Here is a 17,416-nt window from a genome sequence, read left to right as displayed (position 1 = left end):
CCATGGCAACCCTGCCCGCGTTCGGGGCACTGCCGGACTATGCTGAACTGCAGTGCGCCTCCAACTTCTCCTTTCTCCGCGGGGCGTCCCATGCGGACGATCTCGCCGCGCGCGCGGCGCAGCTTGGCTATGCCGCGATCGCCATCACCGACGAGTGCTCGCTGGCCGGTGTCGTTCGCGCGCATGTCGAGGCAAAGAAGGCAGCGATACCCCTGATCGTCGGGTCGGAATTCGGTCTCACCAATGCCGACGGGTCGCCCGCGTTGCGCATCATTGCGCTGGCGATGACGCGCGAGGGCTACGGCAACCTGAGCGAGCTGATCACGCTCGGGCGCATGCGGGCGGACAAGGGCAACTACCGGCTGGCCGCGCGCGACCTGGACCACCCGGATCCGGTGCAGGCGCATCTGAGGGGATTGCCGGACTGCATCGCGATCCTGAGCCCCGACTATCCGGCTGACGAGGCGCGCCTCGATGCCCAGATGGCGTGGTTCGCTGACACATTCGGTGAACGTGCATGGGTCGCGCTGACGCTTCATGCGCGGGCGATGGATGACATCCACCGCGGCGTGATCGAACAGGTGGCCGCGCGTCATGGCGTGCCCGTCGTCGCCACCGGCGCGCCGGTCATGCACGTGCGCTCGCGCAAGCCCCTGCAGGATGTGCTGACCGCCATCCGCCTGGGACGGCCGGTTGCCGAGTGCGGCTACGACCTCGCGCCGAATGCCGAACAGCATCTGCGCTCGCGCCTGCGCCTGGCCAACCTCTATCCTGCCCGCGCGCTCGCCGAGACCGTGGCGATCGCCCGGCGCTGCACCTTTTCGCTGGACGAGCTGCGCTACGAATACCCGGATGAACTCGTGCCCGACGGCTTCACGCCCGAATCGTATCTTCGACAGGAGACCTGGATCGGCGCGCACCGCCGCTGGCCGGCGGGCATTCCCCACAAGGTCCACGCGCAGATCGAGCACGAGCTCGCGCTGATCGCCGACCTGAAGTACGAGCAGTATTTCCTCACGGTGCACGACCTGGTCCGTTTTGCTCGCAACGAAGGCATCCTCTGTCAGGGACGCGGCTCGGCCGCGAATTCCGCAGTCTGTTATTGCCTGGGCGTGACGGAAGTGGATCCGGCGCGCTCGTCGATGCTCTTCGAACGCTTTATTTCGCGCGAAAGAGCCGAGCCGCCCGACATCGATGTTGACTTCGAGCACCAGCGGCGCGAGGAGGTCGTCCAGTACATCTATCGAAAGTACGGCCGCGACCGCGCGGCACTCGCCGCGGCCGTGACGACCTATCGCCCCCGCAGCGCACTGCGCGAGGCAGGCAAGGCGCTCGGTGTCGATCCCGCGATCGTGGACAAGGTGGCGAAGGCCCATCACTGGTTCGACTCGAAACAGGATCTGCTCGGCCGGTTCTCGGAAGCCGGGCTTGACCCGGAGGCGCCTCTCATCATCCAATGGGCGCACTTCGCCGCCCTCCTCCTCGGTTTTCCCCGACACCTCTCGCAGCACAGCGGCGGGTTCGTAATCAGCCGCGGCAAGCTTTCGCGACTCGTGCCGATCGAGAATGCGGCGATGGTTGACCGGTCTGTCATTGAATGGGATAAGGACGATCTCGAGTCTCTGGGATTATTGAAGATAGATGTGCTGGCACTCGGCATGCTGTCGGCGGTCCGCCGTGCGCTCGACCTAATCTCGGACAAGCGCGGCGAGGTATTTGAACTGCAGGACATTCCCGCCGAAGATCCGGACACCTACGCAATGATCTGCCGTGCGGACACGGTGGGCGTGTTCCAGATCGAATCGCGTGCGCAGATGAGCATGTTGCCCCGACTGCAGCCGCGCCAGTTTTACGACCTCGTGATCGAGGTGGCGATCGTGCGGCCGGGCCCGGTGCAAGGCGGCATGGTGCATCCGTACCTCAGGCGCAGGCAGGGCCTCGAACCGGTGACATTCCCGAGCCCGCAGATGGAACAGGCGCTTGCGCGCACGCTCGGCGTGCCCATTTTCCAAGAGCAGGTGATGCAGGTCGCGATGCTCGCGGCCGGCTTCTCGGCCGGCGAAGCGGACCAGCTGCGGCGCGCCATGGCGGCGTGGCGCCGCAAGGGGGGCCTCAGCGTCTACTACGACCGCATTGTGAACGGCATGCTCGAGCGCGGCTACGATCGCGAGTTCGCCGAGCAGATCTTCGCGCAGATCCAGGGCTTCGGTGAATACGGCTTTCCGGAAAGTCACGCCGCGAGCTTTGCATTGATGGTGTATGCGAGCGCATGGCTCAAGTGCCATGAACCGACCGTGTTCGCCTGTGCGCTGCTCAACTCCCAGCCGATGGGGTTCTATTCGCCGAGCCAGCTCGTCCAGGATGCAAAGCGCCACGGCGTACGCGTGCTACCGGTGGATGTGACCGTAAGCAACTCGGATTCGACGATCGAAGGTCCGACAACGCACGATCCCCTGCGGCTGGGCATGTCGCTGATCCGCGGCATGAAAGAGGAGGCGGCCGCACGCATCGAGATGGCGCGCGCGGTGCGACCATTTCGCGATGTGTCGGACCTGGCGCGCCGTGCGCAGCTCGACCGTCGCGATCTCGAAGTGCTCGCTGCCGCCAACGCACTGTGCTCGCTCGCGGGCGACCGGCGCGCAGCGCTCTGGCAGGCGGTCGCGGCAGTGCCGGACCGCGACCTGCTGCGTGGCGCCACCGACGACGACGCCACCCCGGTGCTCGCGCCAATGACTGAAGGCCAGGAGATCGTGAGCGATTACCGCTCGACAGGCCTCACACTGGGCCGGCATCCCCTCGCCCTGCTGCGGCCCAAACTCGCGAGGATGCGACTCGTGCCTTCGGCAGACCTCATGCTCTATCGTAATGGCCAGCTCGCGCGGGCCTGCGGCATCGTCACCGTGCGCCAGCGCCCGGGTACCGCCAACGGCGTGATGTTCATGACGCTCGAAGACGAGACCGGGACCACCAACATCATCGTGTGGGAGTCCATACTCGAAAAATACCGGCGCGAGGCGTTGGGCTCCTCGTTGCTGGCCGTCTACGGCGTCTGGCAACGCGAAGGCGAAGTCAGGCACCTCGTCGCAAACCGGCTCGTGGACGTGAGTGGCCTGCTTGGACAGCTGCAGACCGTTAGTCGCAATTTCCATTGAAGGGAACGACGATGAACATCCGGCGTATTGCCCACCTCGATATGGATGCGTTCTACGCGTCCGTCGAGTTGCTGCGCTACCCGGAGCTGCGCGGCCAGCCCGTGGTGATCGGTGGCGGCCGCAATGCCGTGCCGGAGACGCTGCCTGACGGCACGCGCCGGTTTGCGCGGCTTCGTGACTACGTCGGCCGCGGCGTGGTGACGACATCCACCTACGAGGCGCGCGCGCTCGGTGTGTTTTCTGCCATGGGCATGATGAAGGCTGCGCAACTCGCCCCTGATGCCATTCTCCTGCCGACGGATTTCGACTCCTACCGGCGCTACTCGCGACTCTTCAAGGACGCGGTGCGCACGTTCACTGATTGCATTGAAGACCGTGGGATCGACGAGATATATGTAGACCTAACTGATCTGGAGGGAGAGTCACGCGAGCTTGGAAGCCGGATCAAGGCGGCCGTGCGGCAGGCGACAGGCCTCACCTGCTCCATCGCGATCGCGCCGAACAAGCTGCTGGCGAAAATCGGCTCGGAGCTCGACAAGCCCGACGGGCTCACGATCCTGGTGATGGCCGATCTGGAGTCGCGTATCTGGCCTCTGGCCGCGAAAAAGGTGAATGGTATCGGGCCCAGGGCGAGCGAACGGCTGGGCAGTATCGGCATCCACACGGTCGGCGAGCTAGCGGCGGCGGATTTGGGTTTGTTGCAGGAGCACTTCGGGCGCACGTACGCAACGTGGCTTGCACGGATCGCACGCGGCCTCGACGAGCGTGCCGTCGTGGTCTCGTCGGAGCCGAAGTCGATGAGCCGCGAAACGACGTTCGAGCGTGACATGCACGTGCTCAAAGACCGCGCCGTCCTGACGCCCGCGCTGACGACGCTTTGCGAGCGGGTTGCATGCGACCTTGTGCGAAAGGGCTACACTGGACGTACCGTTGGCGTGAAGATCAAGTTTGCGGACTTCAAGGTCGTGACGCGTGACCTGTCGTTACCCGAAGCAGTGGCCGACGTCGCCTCAATCAGGCGCGCCGCAGGTGCATGCCTGAAGCGTGTGCTGCTCGACCGCCGGATCCGGCTCATCGGTGTGCGCGTCAGCGCCCTCGAACGTACCATCGAAAGCAAATCACTCGCCGTTCCAGCTCAGGGCCTGTTGCCCTTCGATTGCTGACGCCGGCCGCGGCAGTCGAGAAGGACACGTAAGCGCGACGGGCTGGCAGACCGGTATCGACCGTCACAGCTTTCCGACTTGGCACTGCGCGATCTGCAGTACAGCGACAATAGAGGCTTGCCGCAATAGCCCAGACAAGTGCGCACCAACACCGCATCAGTCCGGTTCTTCGCCAGGCCTCAATTTTCCCAGCGTGTCCACACTTTGCCGGAGCAGCGTCCGCGTATCAGCGTGCAGACGCTCCATGTGAACAGGATTGGGGCGCCATTGCCCGAATCGCTTGACTTCAAAGCCAACCGCGATCAACGCCTCTATCGCCGTGTCTGCCGACGCAAAAGTAATAGGCACCCTCAAGAGGCTCGGGCGGAAGAAGCCCCACGAAGCCGCCACCAATCTCCATCAGGAAAACGCCGCATCTCGGTTTGAGACTTACGAGGTTGAAGTCGCCGATGAAATCTCAGGCGCGCAGGGCCCTTGCCGCATCGATTGTGATAGTCCGGAATTTCGGCTTTTGGCTGGACATGCATTTTCCCCGGGTGAAAACATCAGGGGCCGAAGTGTGGCGCAAGCCCCTGGACCATGCTGTCGTCTTGCTTGCGGCAGCACACTCACGAGGCCAGCCAAGGCGATGTGAGGTCGCGTGAGGCCCGATGAACCATCGCGTCCGAAGTCATGGTCGGCGCGCGGATCATCTCACTCATCGCCCATCCATGCTTCCTCGATTCGGTGCTGGACGGCCTCCGACGCAATTACCCTCGGGCGAAACGTGCGGTATGCGGGTAACGGCATCTGTCCGGCTTCAGTCAAGGCGGCTGAGAGCGGGACAACAACGGAACTGGGCATGTAATCGGTCTCAGAACGGCGACGTGATCGTGATGGTTGCGACAACAACGCACTTTACGACACGTGTCGACTTCAGTGGCACTCGCCGTGGCAGCGCGATGCATGCGCCGGTTGAGTGTCCCACACCACACCGTCGCGTGACGGCGCCCCAGCAATGTGCCCCGATCAGCACAGGTGCCCGACGTTCTATCTGGTACAGGAGGCGCGCGCGTGGGATACCCGCAACACCGTGCTTCGCACGGTGTTGCCCCGCCTGGCGGAGCCGGCCGGGTTCTCCAAGGGGCATCCCCTTGGAGCACGGTATATGTAGACGGGAATGCGTCAGCATTCCCGTCTACATATACGTCGTGCCTCGGCTTTAAGCCGACCGCCCAACGATAGGTCATGCCTGGATCAGAATGAATCGCGTTTGGATCATTTCTGGATCGTTCTCAGAGCATGAAGGATCACAGATTGAGCGCCAATGGTGCATCTTTCGATCATTCGCGGCATACTGACGCCGTTTCCTCTCCCGCGAGCGCACAAATGGACGCCCAAATCGCCGCGCAACGCGCACAACGCCTCGATGCCCTGTCGGCGGCATTGGATGGCCGGTCCAAGACCGCCCAGCTTCGCGACGTGTTCGATAGCGTCGAGCGCGCCATTCGCGCAGGCGTCCGGTACGCCGCGATCATTCAGAACCTGGCCGAGACCGGCCTCGTCTTCACGTACCAGACTTTCGCTCTGACCCTTAAAAGACTGCGGCGCGAGCGCGGCATCGTGCTCCGGCCCCCCCGCGTGTCACACCCGGACACTGGACCGGCAGCCCACCGCGCGGAGAACGCGCCGAGCCCGGCAGCAGCCCGCACGCCAGCGGCTGGCAACGCCAGACCCGCTCCGGAAGCGGCGAGCGCACCGCCCGTTGTGCGCGAACGTCGCCCGGTTGCGCCGGTCGGTGCACGGCTCCCCGATGACTGGCTCACCGCCGACCTGACCCGCGAGCAAAAACGGCTGCTGACGCGTGAGCAGCGCAACGCACGCGCGGATGCCGTGGTCAAAAGCCTGTGGCCTAACCCGTTTGACCCGGTGCCACCTGAAAAAAACAACCCCGCCTGAGCGGGGTTGTTGTGATGCGACGCGTAACAGACGTCAAATCTCAGGGGCAACCCCGCTCAGTGTGCCTCGTCGTCGTCGTCGCCCGAACCCGCTTGAGTCTCTGACACTTCGTCAACATCGGCCTCGCAGTCGGCTTCGTCCTCTTCGTCGTCATCCTCGCGGTATCCGTACGTGATGCGCTCCGGTACTTCGCGATTGCGCAGCACTTCCGGCAACCACCCCGAGTCCGTCATGCGAAGCTCTGCCGCCGCCGCCGCGTCATCCTTCTTCATGCTGCGCAGTTCGCCCGCCACCTGCGGCGAGACGCTCTCGCCCACCACCGCCGCGATTCGGTCTTTCGCCACGTGCGCAAAATAACCGTCGCGCGTCGGCTTCCAGTAACGCGAGAGGTCCACGGCCAGCGTGTTGGCTACCTCGTTCACGGCGTGCGGACGGTCTGCGCTGCTGATGCCGTCAACCGTGGCCGCCACGCAGAAGGCAAAGAGATTCGACGTCACGTCCTCACCCTGCTCCAGCAGCCAGGGCAGCAGATCTTCGGCGCGCCTGGGCAGCATCCGCGCCCATTTCGCACGCTCGCCCTCCAGTGCCTTCCAGGCCACGCTTTCGGCCATGTCGTCCGCATTCGATACCAGCGCATCGCGCGACGTATGCAGTTCAATCATCACCGCATGGTCGATGTACGAGCGCGCGTAAACGTCATCGAACACAACCGGAATCATGCGCTGCATCAGCACGGCCAGCGCCACGCCCGGCTGCTTCGCAAGCTCAATCTGTACGGCGGCAGTGCGGTGCGCAGTCAACCGCCTGCACAGCTTCTCGCCATGCACGGGCCGCTCCTTCGGCGCGCGGGCAGCGCTCGCACTGATCGCGTGTGCGCCTGCCTGCGGGTTCGGCGTCGCCTCGCGCCGGACTAACCCGCGCTCGATGCAGACCCGACCATCGTCGTCGATATAGACATACGCCCCGGCCTGCTTCATGTCCTCGGGATCGAATGTCTCGAAGCGCTCGGCATACTGGTCTGCCGCATACGTCGCGGTAGTGGCCGCCGCTTCCAGGCGCTCCGCCCGCACCTCGTCGGGGTCGCTGTCTTCGTCGTAATACGCGTCAAGTTCGGCCTGTGCGGCATCGCGCGCGGCGCTCAGTTCGGCAAGTTCCGCCTTTTCCTCTTTTGTCGGCTTGCGCGTGGTCGAGGCGATACGCCCATGCCGCATGATTTCCATCGCGTCGTAGCGCGTCCGGCACTCCGTCCACTGCCAGCCCTCGTTTGCGATCGCCTGGGATAGCTCGATCAGGCGCTCCGTGGCGAGCCTGTGCAGCAATGCGGCATCCTCAATGTATCCGGCGTTTTCGTCGTCGCTGAACAGGTCGCGGCGAACGCGACCGCCCGCCGCCTCGTAGGCTTCCAGGCCAACGAACCGCGCCAAGGCGCTGTCCCTCGCATCGATTTCCTCGCGCGTAATCGCCGCGCGCAATTCGGCGGGGCGGCGCTGCCACGCGTTGATAGCCTCGTTCCATACGCGTTCCTGCGTCGCATGATCGTTGGCCAGAACCAACACCTTCGCCTGCTCGTAGTCCAGCTTGTCGTCGCGCAGAAGGTCCAGCAACGTGGGTGCAAGGCTGGCGATTTTCAGCGCGCGGCGCACCGCGACTTCCGGAATGCTGAAAAGCGCCGCAATATGTCCGGTACTTTTCCCCTCATCGGCCAGCAGCCCGAAAGCGACTGCCTCATCCGCGACGCACATGTCCTCGCGCTCTCGGTTTTCGATCAGCGACGCGGCGAGGGCTTCACCTTCGCTCACGATCAATACCGGCACCTGGTAGTCCTGTGTAATCCGGCCCTGATCAAACAGCAGATTGAGCCCTGCAAGGCGGCGCTGGCCCGCACAGACGCCCAGCTTTGGCACCTTCGCGCGCCCTTTCACTTCATGCACAACGAGATTTTGGATCAGGCCTTTTTCGGCGATGGTTTCGGCCAGGGCTTCAATGCCGCTTGTCGCCTTCTTGCGTACATTCAGCGGCGACGGTGTCAGACGCGACCACGCAACATACTGGATTTGCGCCGCATCGACGGGGCTCGCGAGGACTTCAGAGACTTGCTTTCGCATGGAACATTCTCCTGGTTCGGACCACAGCGGAAGCGCCGGGCCACATGAATAATATAGGTCTAATAGACCGTTATAGAAAGGTCTTTTTACATTTATCCAAATGGAATATTTTAAGTTAGCCCTTGATATTGAGGTCTATTAGACCTAATATGTAGATGTAGCCCGGCACTTCTGCTGTGGCTCTAACCCGGAGATTGATCGTGAGTACTCCTGATTTGAAAGCCAGTTCGGCCGTGGTTCCCGAAGAACTGCGTATGAACGTCCTGCCGCGCTACCTCGGTCGTCATTACATTGCTGGCGAATCGCTTGTCTATGACTGGGCCGCACGCCTGTGCAGCAGCTATGCCCATGGCTCGTGGCATTACTTCACGCTCTCTAATGGCGGCTTTTACATGGCTCCTGCCAACATGGGCCGCGTGCACGTGCGCTGGCATCTGAACGGCTACAGCGACATGATGGGCTCGGATGCCTTCGGCATCACCGTGACGCTCTTCGCGCTCTGCCATCTCGCGGAAAAGACGCAGGACGACACCATCATCGAACGTTTCCACCAGTTGCGCGAGTTCGCAACACAACACGTGGAAGCCGCCAACATCCTGCGCGCCATCGACTAACTGACCGGCCCCGGCCCTCGGGCCGGGTCTGCTCCATCATTGGGGAAAAGACATGAGTACGCTTGCAAGCCGCTTTAGCAGCAATGCCGTTGTCCTGCGCTCGGATCACCCGCTGACGAACGATGAAATCGCCGAAGTCGCGCCTTCGGTCCTCGCCCACTGCCCGCACGAAAGCCGTTCGGCGCGTTACAGCTACATCCCGACCGTGGATGTGCTCGATGCGCTGCGCAAGGAAGGCTTTCAGCCCTTCATGGTCTGTCAGACGCGTGTGCGCAATGACGACATGCGCGAATACACCAAGCACATGCTCCGGCTACGCCACGCCGACCAGATCACGGGCACGCGGGAAGCGAATGAGGTCATCCTGTTGAACAGCCACAACGGGGCCAGCAGTTATCAGATGATCGCCGGAATGATCCGCTGGGCGTGTCAGAACGGGATTGTGTGTGGCAATGACCTGAGCGATATCCGCATCCCGCACAAGGGCGATGTGATCGGCCAGGTTGTCGAAGGTGCGTTCAAGGTACTGAAAAGCTTCGATGAGACGGCCCAGCAACGCGAAGGCATGGCCGCGACGGTGCTCGACGAGGGCGAACAGGTTGCCTTCGCCCGCGCGGCTCTCACGCTGCGTTATGACGAGAGCAAGCCTGCGCCGGTCACGGAACGCCAGCTTCTCGCGCCGCGCCGGATGGAAGATCACGCACCCGATCTCTGGACCACCTTCAACCGTGTCCAGGAAAACATGATTCGCGGCGGGCTGCACGGTCGCAACGCGAGCGGTCGGGCCACCACAACCCGCGCCGTCTCCGGCATCGACCAGAATATCCGCCTGAATCGTGCCCTGTGGGTACTCGCTGATGAACTGCGCCGCCTGCGCGGCTAACCGGATGGCCCCGGCCTTCGGGTCGGGGCGCATCCCACCAGGGGAATATCGCATGGACACGCTGAACACCCGTCCTTCGTGGCTCGCCACCCTGCTGCCGTTGCTGGCTGTCTGGCAGTACGGAGACCGAAATATCGTGCGCGCCGAATTGCACCGCATGGCCCTGTCCGCAGATGCGGCGGCGCATTCCGCCGATGCGCTCCGGCGCATTGCCGACATGCTCGACCGCGAGGGCAATCCGGTCGAGATGCATCGCGAAGAATTGCGCGCCATCGCCCTTGCGGCGCTGGCCAACTTTGATCGTGTTCCGCCCTACGCCCCCGTCACGACCATCATCGAACACCCGGGGCAATTGCACTAGCAGTGGCGGACTGACATTCGACGCCCGCGCGTGGTTGGCGCGGGCGTGTGAGGCTCTCATGACTACCCGTTTGACCATTGCCGAAATCGAACAGGCCATCACCTTCTGGTGAGCGCAGGAAGCACCTGCCGAGGATGGCGCGCCTGTGCGCGCCGGCGCGCGCGCTCGCCGACGTGTACGGCCTGATGATCTGTGAGTGCGCAACGCCTGTCGACGTCACACGACTCACGCCCGAACAGGTGGACGCGGTGCGCGTCTCGCTGGATCCCCAGCACCTGCTGCCGCCGTGATAGCCTTGTGGCCGGCCACCCCGGCGCGCCCGGGCACGCGCCGCGCCCCCCCTCCGACTGCAAGCCAATGAGGTCAGATAATCACACCACGTCCCGCGCGCGCCGCGCGCCCGGATCGAGGCGCACGGGGACCCGCGCCGCGGGCGCGGGGAGAGCGCCGGCGCGCCGCGGCTGCGGCGCGACGATCCGGCTGGGCCTGGGTGGACCGCTGGGCGGGGTCGTCAAGCGCCCGTCGGGCGCGTGTATCCCCCGCGGCGCAAGCCGTGGGGGCTGGATAACAATCGGATAACGCCATGCAGAAAGAATCATCTGTCAAAATTCGTCCGGAATGCCTGAAGCCCGCGATTTACTGGGAAAAACCGACCGGCGCCGAAATTCAGGAAATCGTTCGCCAGGCCGGATTCACAGGCAGACTCGCGGCGGACTACCTGGATCTGGCAGACAAGACCGGCCGCCAGATCCGGCGCTGGATCAGCGGTGAAACAGATATCCCCTATTCGGCCTGGGCGCTGCTCTGCCACGCGGCAGGTCACGGCGCGATCTGGGATATCAATGCCGATGAAATGCGGCAGCACCGAAGAGCGCTAGAGCGCGAAGAACGTGATGGATAATGCGGCCTCAGCCGTTGATTCACGAAGGCGAGTAAGGAGAACATGATGACAGAGCCAGACGATGATCGCGCAACCGTCGACCAGATGACGCATGCGCGCTCCCTTTGCGGAAATAGCCCTTTCCTGCGGACGGAGCTCGAGGAATTCCTGAACACCCGCCCCTCGCGCTCACAAATGACGGGGTTCATCGAAAGTCTCCGTGATCCCGATCTCCAAAGGGAGCGCTTCGACAGGAACATCCTGCGGATCTGCAAGCTGGTCGGCATCGATGAACCGACACCGGCCGATAAATTGCTTGCGCTTCAAATCGGCCTTCAGCAGGAGCAAAACGCCGCACTGGAGCTGATTGCGAACCGCCTTGATGCGGCCGGCAAGCAGTCTCAATCGGGCCAGTGCCCATCCGCATTCAGCCCGTTTTTGACCGGGATGCTTCTGGGTACCGTGATGTCACATTGAAACGCCGGATGCACAGGCAGAGAATCGCCGACCAGTTTGGCAACACCCGCTCGCCCCTCTACTGCGTGCTATCCGAGCGCTTGCCGGTACACACATAGCACATGAGATCCGACTGAGTACCAACACCCGGAACGAACTGCATCAGGAATCTGTCAGCGCTCTATCTGTGGTCTCGCGTGCCATGAGGATGCTTCTTCTCTCCACGCCTGGAATCTGCTTGTTGCTCGTTATGGGCAAACAACGCTCGAAAAACTGCTTCTTGCGTGGTTTGACCCGTTGGGTTTGCTGGCAATGTTCGCCGGCGCAGCGTTCGCAGTCCTTCTGACTTAGCAAACGCGGCGGGCTGAACGGCGCTTCCGGTGTCGCCTCGTTCGGGGATGCCGCATATTCACGACGCGCGACGTGCTCTTTGTGCTCCGGGTCGTTCGTCTGGCGTCTGATGACGATCATTGAAAGGCCGCCCGGGAAACGTGCGGCCGCGCGAGCTTTTCACTGTCCCGGCAGGCCGTCCCGGTCCGGCCACACGGCTGCATTAAACAGCCGGTCGACGAGTGCGAACCGTCGCGCATTGTCGGCCTTGGTGTAGAGCGTCGTCGTCGCCAGGCTCGCATGGCCGAGCCCGGCCTGCACGTCGCGCACGTCGCCGCCGGCATCCAGCGCATGGTTTGAGTGCGTGTGCCGGAGCCAGTGCGTGCTCGCGCGGCGCAGATCCGCCGCAGCGCCCGGATAAGTCCCCTCAAGCTGGTCCGCGGCGCGCACGAACACCCGCTTGAAAAGGGCCCCGACCATGCTGGCCGACAGCGGCCTGCCCGTGCCGAGGTGCGCGAGCAGCGGCGTCGCCGGCGGTGCCGCCTCGAGCGTCACGGGCACGGCGCGCTGGTGCAGCGATGTGCGGAGCGCGTCCATCAGGCCGCGCGGCATCGGCACCGTGCGCAGGCGCCGGCCCTTGCCGTCGACCTGGAGGGTCCACGCATCGTCGAGCGCGCCATCGAGCGCCTTGCGCGACAGGCGGCCCACGCTCGCCGCGGCGAGCTCGGCACGGCGCAGGCCGGTCGCATAGGCGAACAGCAGGGCGAAGTAATCGCGGTGCTCCGCCGCCGTGCAGGTCGGGGAGGCCAGCGGGCGCTGCACCGTCTGCAGCACGTAGGCCCATTGCGCATGCGTGAGCGTGCGGCCCGCGGTGTCGATCGGCGCGCGACCGGTATCGATCGCGGGCAGGCCGGCGAACGGATTGACGAGCAGATAGCGCTCGCCGACCAGCCACGCACACATGGACTTCAGGATCGCGCGCGCGGTGTGGCGGCTGCGATCCGAGAGCGGGCCCGCGAACGGGCGCCAGTCCGGATCAAAGCGCTCCACCTGGCTGCGGCCCACCCAGCGCTGCGCGGGCTGCGGATCGCGCAGGAACTCGTCCACATACCCGGCGCAGTCCCGCGTATTGAGCGACGACAGCGGCTTGCCCTTCACCACGAGCGCCCACAACAGCAGCCGCTCGGCCTCGCGCCGGTACGCGCGGCGCGTGTGCGCGCTGCGTGCGCCGCGGATGTCGATCCACGCCGTCACCGCCTCGAGGTCCGTGTTGAGCGCGGCCTGGTGGGCCGGCACCGGTGCGCGGTTCAGCCCCTGCGAGCCGTCGAGTTCGTGTGGCACGCGCAGCGCCTCGAGCGGCACGACCTCGGCGGCCACCGGTGGACGCAGCAGCGCGGGATGCCCGGCCGGCAGCTGGCGACGCGGGGTCGTCGCGAGCGGCGAGAGCACGCCCAGGGTGGCGGCGTGCAGGTCCAGCCAGTCGAGCACGCGTCGCGCGCCCTTCTCCCCCAGGCGGGGCACACCGGCATACCAGCGCTGGCGCCGCCGGCGGATCAGCGCCAGCAGGTCCGCAAGGGTTGCCAGCCCCGCGGCGGCCAGGCGCGCGGCCAGGCGCGCATCGAACCAGGTATCAAGCGGATCTTCCGGCTGGGGGTCGAGCGCCAGCGTCGCCTCCATGCGCGCGAGGGCGGCCGCCTGGCGCTGCCGCAGGCGCGCATTGCGCGCCAGTTTGCGGTCCAGTCGCTGACGTTCCGGCGCCGGGGCCTGTGCCGGATACGCGTCGCGATACAGCGCGAGCAGTTCCGCCTCGGCGTAGAAGCCATCCGGGTCGATCTGCTCGCGCCAGTCCTCGAGCGACGGCGCGCCGGTCTCCAGTGCGAGCCCGGCGGCGGCGAGCTGGTCACGCAGGCTGCCCGGCTTCAGGCGCAACAGGTGCGCGGCGTCAGTATCGCGTGCGCGCCGTGCGGCGGCCGACAGCGTGTCGCGGATGACCACGATCTGCCGGCGCGTGATCTGCACGTCGGTGCCCGCCGTGCCGTAGCTCGCGTGCAGCGCGGTGTCGTCCACCCCTTCGAGCCACGCCCGGTACAGCGCGAAATCGGCGCGCGTGAGGAGCAGTGGCCGGCCCGGGTGGGGTGTTGCGGTACGCGTCATCGCGAATCAGTGCCTGTCGTCCGTCGGCGGCGACGTGCTGGCCAGGGTGACCCCGCCATCCCATTCGAGGACGACGGGCCCGCCGCACGACCTGCACCTCGCCGCTTCACCGTCGTGCGTGTCGCCGGGCAGGCGGACTTCACCCCAAACCCCGCATGCAGAGCATCGGTAAACATAGAGAACCTGCGCTGTGTCTTCCATCCTCACCTCCCTGTCCATTAATCGTCCTTTTCAACGCCTGCACCGTCGGGTCACAGGAACCGCCACGCCAGCACCGAGGCGGCCGGCACAGGCACGACGGCGGCCACTGCGGCAGCCATGACTGCGCGCCCGCTCGCGTCCTGACTGGACGTGAACCGGAAGATCACGACCATCAGCAGCAGGTCGATGACGACCAGGCCCGGCAGACCGATCCAGTGAGACATGACTATCTTTCGTCAGAACCGGTAGGGATCACGGTTCCGGGTACCGTCCGGACACCGGCCTTACCGGCGTTTTCCGCCTTGACGGCCGCCCAGTACCGCTTCGTGAGCACCCGGGCCATCAAGGCCGCCGCGAGACAACCTGCCGCGGCAGGTGCGGCAAGGAATCCGTACTGGTCGAAGCGGGCGATCGTGAAAATAAGCAACCAGCCGCAAGCGATCGAGACAAGCTCCAGTGAAATCAGGCGCACGGGGAGAAACGCAAACGCCCATCGCCTCATGCCCCAGCCCGTCGCTGTGATAACGAAGAACACCACAATGACTATGGTCATCGGTTACTCCCGTGAGAACACCGGCGCGCCGCAGGTGTCAATGAGCAGCAGGCCGGGCCCTGGCGGGCATTGTCTCGCATTCATTGGCAGTCCTTTACGTATGCGCAGCCACTGCTAGAACCCGTACGGATCCTGCTGCCAGCGGCGCAGCACCGCATAGTCGCACTCCGGCAGCACGATCAGGCCGGCCTCGGCCGCCTCGAGCACGCGTTCGATCTGGCCGCTCTTTACCAGGTTGCCGTGCAAGCCATAGAAGTACCACGCGAACGGCATGCCGATACGTGCGTCGAACTGGTTGAGCTTCCCGTACAGGCCGTACGCGTCGAGCCGGTACGTGTCCTTCAGGGCCGCGATCCTGCGCGTGTGCGCCCACTGCGGCACGAAACCCAGGTGCCGCGCGCCCCCCGGTTCGGTGTAATCCGACGTGTTGAAGGTCCAGCGCGTGCACACGCGCTCGCCGGCGTGGCCCGCGCTGGAGTCCGTCCAGTCGTCGAAGAAGCGCCGGCCCGGCCAGCGCTGCCGGTCATAACCGGGCGTGAGCTCGCGCACGGTCAGCTCACGCACCTCGCCGGTGGTGAGATTGCGCTCCACAAGCCTGCGGTCGCCCTCGGCCTGCCGCCGTGCGTGCCAGGTCGCCCCGGCGAGCGCCACGAACCGGTGCATGTCGGTCGCCTCCTGAAGTGCGTACCGGGGTTCACCCAGCGCGCGCCGTTCCATACGAAGCTCCGCCCCGTGTTCCGAAGCGCGCCGCAGCTCATCGGCATCGGGCAGGCTCCAGCGCGTGTCGCGCGGGAACACCTCGCGCTCGACGTACTCCTGCTGCTCCCAGACCGCAAACTGGACGAAGTTGTCCTGGGCGCCGCCGCGGTCGTGCACGAAGTAATGCAGCAGCGGCCGGACTTCGACCAGCCAGTAACCGCTGTTCCGGTTAGCGTCGATCACCGCGCGCGCCGATTCGCCGTGTGCGGCCAGCTGCGCATCGATCCATGCATGGTAGTCGGGCGCAATCTCGCGCCCCTCGCCATCGATCACGCGCGACGGCCAGTCGCTGTAGATGTCGCGTGTCATGACGTAGCGCGCCGCGCGCCAGTCGGTGCGCGTCGCGAATGCCGTCAGCAGCGCGGCGTGCTTTTTCGTGACGGGCGTGGTTGCGACGATGGTCGCCAGCACGTCGGTCTGCAGGTCATAGTCCTTGCGCATGGCCAGACTCCGTTGAGGTTGGGAGCGGGGCCGGGGCGGCGTCTTCCGGGTACATCAGTGCGTCCAGCCGCGCGAAGTCGGCCATGAACGACTTCCTGCGGTGCGGTTCCAGATACTGCACGGCCAGGCCTTCCCACATCCTGTGCACGGTGCACGCGCACACCCACGCTTCGTGGGCGCGGGTATCGTGACCGGCCTCGCGATGCACCGCAGCGTCGGCCAGATGCGGGCGCAGGGTCTGCTCCGTATGCGCGGTGAGGTTGGCGTAGCTCAGGATTTTGCTCACGCTCTTGCGCCCCCTCATCAAAACAGGTTCAGTTGCCGGGGATCCCGCGCAGGCACCGGCGCCGGTTGCACGCCCTGGCCAACGCGCCGCATCCGCGCGATCAGCGGAACCACGCAGCCATCGACCGTGAGTCCGAAGCCGAACGCCTCGAGGCCGTCCCGCCTCAGGTGGGCCAGCGGTTTCCAGGTCGGCGCCCAGCCGCGTGCGCGCGTGCGGGCAAGCAGCTGTCGCCGGGTCAGCCCCGGCACGCAGTCGCGCACGAACCCGGCGCAGGCCTCCGGCACCAGCTCCGGCGGGAACGTCGGCGGGAGGGCGAAGGCCGCCAGTTGCCGGGAATCGGTCATTCGTCCTCCTCGTCGGGACACGCGCCCCGATGTCGTGACAGGGATACCCAGTCAGCGTTTCAACGTGGCCGGGCAGATCGTTGCGGGTGACGTGCCCATCGTCTGCCGGAGTCAGACGCGCCGGACCGGGCCCGGGTAGCGGGCCACCGCATCGTCATGGGTGAGCAGCGTGACGCCTTCGGCGATCGCCTGGGCGACCAGCAGCCGGTCGAAGGGGTCGCGGTGGATCGGCGGCAACCCTTCGAGCGCCATCACGTGCGTGCTGAGCACCGGCAGTTCCTCATAGCCGTTGTCCAGCAGGTTGCGGCGCAGCAGCCGCGGCTCGACCTGGAAATCGGGGCGGTCGAGCGCCCGCTTGATCGCAATTTCCCACAGGCTCGCGACGCTGAACTGCGGCGTATGGTCCGGGTCCGCGATCAGGGCCCGCGCCCCGGCGGACAGCTCCGCGGCGCCCGCGGCCGCCCACAGCAGCAGGTGCGTGTCGAGCAGCAACTTCATGCGTCCCGGCCCTCGAAGAGCCCCGCGATCTCATCAGCGCCCATCGTGTCGAAGTCGGCCGGCACCTGGATCTGGCCTGCCATGAAGCCAATGCGCCGCTGCTGCGCCGCCGCCGGCGCGTCGAGCGGCACCACCTTCACGAGCGGCCGGCCGGCCTTGGCGATGATGAACGGCTCGCCACCGTGGACGGCCTCGTCGACCAGCCGCGAGAGCTGGGTCTTGGCCTCGTGGATGTTGTAGGTGTGCATGGCAGTCTCGATAAACTTGGTTCAATGGACTTAGTTTACTGAATCCCGGT

The 17,416-nt window shown here is 65.2% G+C and carries 19 protein-coding genes; 9 read left to right on the top strand and 10 right to left on the bottom strand.

Annotation, left to right across the window (positions count from 1 at the left end; genetic code table 11):
* The first annotated feature begins 2 nt into the window (after positions 1 to 2).
* The 3 genes from U5775_RS12670 to U5775_RS12660 all read left to right on the top strand — a co-directional run bounded on the left by U5775_RS12670 (position 3) and on the right by U5775_RS12660 (position 6,253).
* Complete coding sequence (locus U5775_RS12670; RefSeq protein ID WP_322058478.1) at positions 3 to 3,152, top strand: error-prone DNA polymerase; 3,150 nt, start codon at positions 3 to 5, stop codon at positions 3,150 to 3,152.
* Between the two features lie 11 nt (positions 3,153 to 3,163).
* Positions 3,164 to 4,315 carry a DNA polymerase IV gene (dinB, locus tag U5775_RS12665; RefSeq protein WP_322058477.1) on the top strand — a complete coding sequence of 384 codons (1,152 nt, stop codon included), beginning with the start codon at positions 3,164 to 3,166 and terminating at the stop codon, positions 4,313 to 4,315.
* Positions 4,316 to 5,683: 1,368 nt separating this feature from the next.
* Positions 5,684 to 6,253: a hypothetical protein gene (locus tag U5775_RS12660; RefSeq protein ID WP_322058476.1), complete on the top strand. Its 570-nt coding sequence runs from the start codon at positions 5,684 to 5,686 to the stop codon at positions 6,251 to 6,253.
* Between the two features lie 56 nt (positions 6,254 to 6,309).
* Here U5775_RS12660 and U5775_RS12655 read toward each other — a convergent pair whose 3' ends face one another.
* A complete protein-coding gene (locus U5775_RS12655) occupies positions 6,310 to 8,358 on the bottom strand; it encodes a ParB/RepB/Spo0J family partition protein (RefSeq protein ID WP_322058475.1) in 2,049 nt (682 codons plus the stop codon).
* Between the two features lie 254 nt (positions 8,359 to 8,612).
* Between U5775_RS12655 and U5775_RS12650 the strand changes: the two genes are divergently transcribed.
* From U5775_RS12650 to U5775_RS12625, 6 genes are all read left to right on the top strand, one after another.
* Positions 8,613 to 8,972 (top strand): antirestriction protein, encoded by a 360-nt coding sequence (locus U5775_RS12650; protein WP_415913562.1) that lies wholly within the window; start codon positions 8,613 to 8,615, stop codon positions 8,970 to 8,972.
* Positions 8,973 to 9,024: 52 nt separating this feature from the next.
* A complete protein-coding gene (locus U5775_RS12645; RefSeq protein ID WP_322058473.1) occupies positions 9,025 to 9,855 on the top strand; it encodes a DUF932 domain-containing protein in 831 nt (276 codons plus the stop codon).
* A 52-nt stretch (positions 9,856 to 9,907) separates the two neighbouring features.
* Entirely contained in the window at positions 9,908 to 10,216 is a 309-nt protein-coding gene (locus tag U5775_RS12640) for a hypothetical protein (RefSeq protein WP_322058472.1), read from the top strand.
* Positions 10,217 to 10,350: 134 nt separating this feature from the next.
* Entirely contained in the window at positions 10,351 to 10,506 is a 156-nt protein-coding gene (locus tag U5775_RS12635; RefSeq protein WP_322058471.1) for a DUF3717 domain-containing protein, read from the top strand.
* A gap of 293 nt (positions 10,507 to 10,799) precedes the next feature.
* A complete protein-coding gene (locus U5775_RS12630) occupies positions 10,800 to 11,117 on the top strand; it encodes an XRE family transcriptional regulator (protein ID WP_322058470.1) in 318 nt (105 codons plus the stop codon).
* Between the two features lie 42 nt (positions 11,118 to 11,159).
* Positions 11,160 to 11,573, top strand: coding sequence for a hypothetical protein (locus U5775_RS12625; protein WP_322058469.1), 414 nt, complete (start codon positions 11,160 to 11,162; stop codon positions 11,571 to 11,573).
* A gap of 141 nt (positions 11,574 to 11,714) precedes the next feature.
* Here U5775_RS12625 and U5775_RS12620 read toward each other — a convergent pair whose 3' ends face one another.
* From U5775_RS12620 to U5775_RS12580, 9 genes are all read right to left on the bottom strand, one after another.
* Positions 11,715 to 12,023 carry a hypothetical protein gene (locus U5775_RS12620; RefSeq protein WP_322058468.1) on the bottom strand — a complete coding sequence of 103 codons (309 nt, stop codon included), beginning with the start codon at positions 12,021 to 12,023 and terminating at the stop codon, positions 11,715 to 11,717.
* A 39-nt stretch (positions 12,024 to 12,062) separates the two neighbouring features.
* Positions 12,063 to 14,036 (bottom strand): phage integrase family protein, encoded by a 1,974-nt coding sequence (locus U5775_RS12615; RefSeq protein WP_322058467.1) that lies wholly within the window; start codon positions 14,034 to 14,036, stop codon positions 12,063 to 12,065.
* Between the two features lie 251 nt (positions 14,037 to 14,287).
* Positions 14,288 to 14,461 (bottom strand): hypothetical protein, encoded by a 174-nt coding sequence (locus U5775_RS12610; protein ID WP_322058466.1) that lies wholly within the window; start codon positions 14,459 to 14,461, stop codon positions 14,288 to 14,290.
* Between the two features lie 2 nt (positions 14,462 to 14,463).
* Entirely contained in the window at positions 14,464 to 14,790 is a 327-nt protein-coding gene (locus U5775_RS12605) for a hypothetical protein (RefSeq protein WP_322058465.1), read from the bottom strand.
* Between the two features lie 114 nt (positions 14,791 to 14,904).
* On the bottom strand, positions 14,905 to 15,990 hold the full coding sequence (locus U5775_RS12600) for a hypothetical protein (RefSeq protein WP_322058464.1): 1,086 nt from the start codon (positions 15,988 to 15,990) through the stop codon (positions 14,905 to 14,907).
* Positions 15,974 to 16,276: a hypothetical protein gene (locus U5775_RS12595; RefSeq protein WP_322058463.1), complete on the bottom strand. Its 303-nt coding sequence runs from the start codon at positions 16,274 to 16,276 to the stop codon at positions 15,974 to 15,976. Before U5775_RS12595 ends, U5775_RS12600 begins: the two co-directional genes overlap by 17 nt.
* A gap of 17 nt (positions 16,277 to 16,293) precedes the next feature.
* A complete protein-coding gene (locus U5775_RS12590) occupies positions 16,294 to 16,620 on the bottom strand; it encodes a hypothetical protein (protein ID WP_322058462.1) in 327 nt (108 codons plus the stop codon).
* Between the two features lie 111 nt (positions 16,621 to 16,731).
* Complete coding sequence (locus U5775_RS12585; RefSeq protein ID WP_322058461.1) at positions 16,732 to 17,118, bottom strand: type II toxin-antitoxin system VapC family toxin; 387 nt, start codon at positions 17,116 to 17,118, stop codon at positions 16,732 to 16,734.
* The gene (locus tag U5775_RS12580) at positions 17,115 to 17,366 is read right to left on the bottom strand and encodes a type II toxin-antitoxin system Phd/YefM family antitoxin (protein WP_322058460.1); all 252 of its coding nucleotides are present in this window, start codon (positions 17,364 to 17,366) and stop codon (positions 17,115 to 17,117) included. Before U5775_RS12580 ends, U5775_RS12585 begins: the two co-directional genes overlap by 4 nt.
* Between the last annotated feature and the right edge of the window lie 50 nt (positions 17,367 to 17,416).

It is taken from the genome of Paraburkholderia sp. J63 (assembly GCF_905220245.1).
Classification (GTDB): domain Bacteria; phylum Pseudomonadota; class Gammaproteobacteria; order Burkholderiales; family Burkholderiaceae; genus Paraburkholderia.
This window is presented reverse-complemented; position numbering and strand designations above follow the sequence as displayed.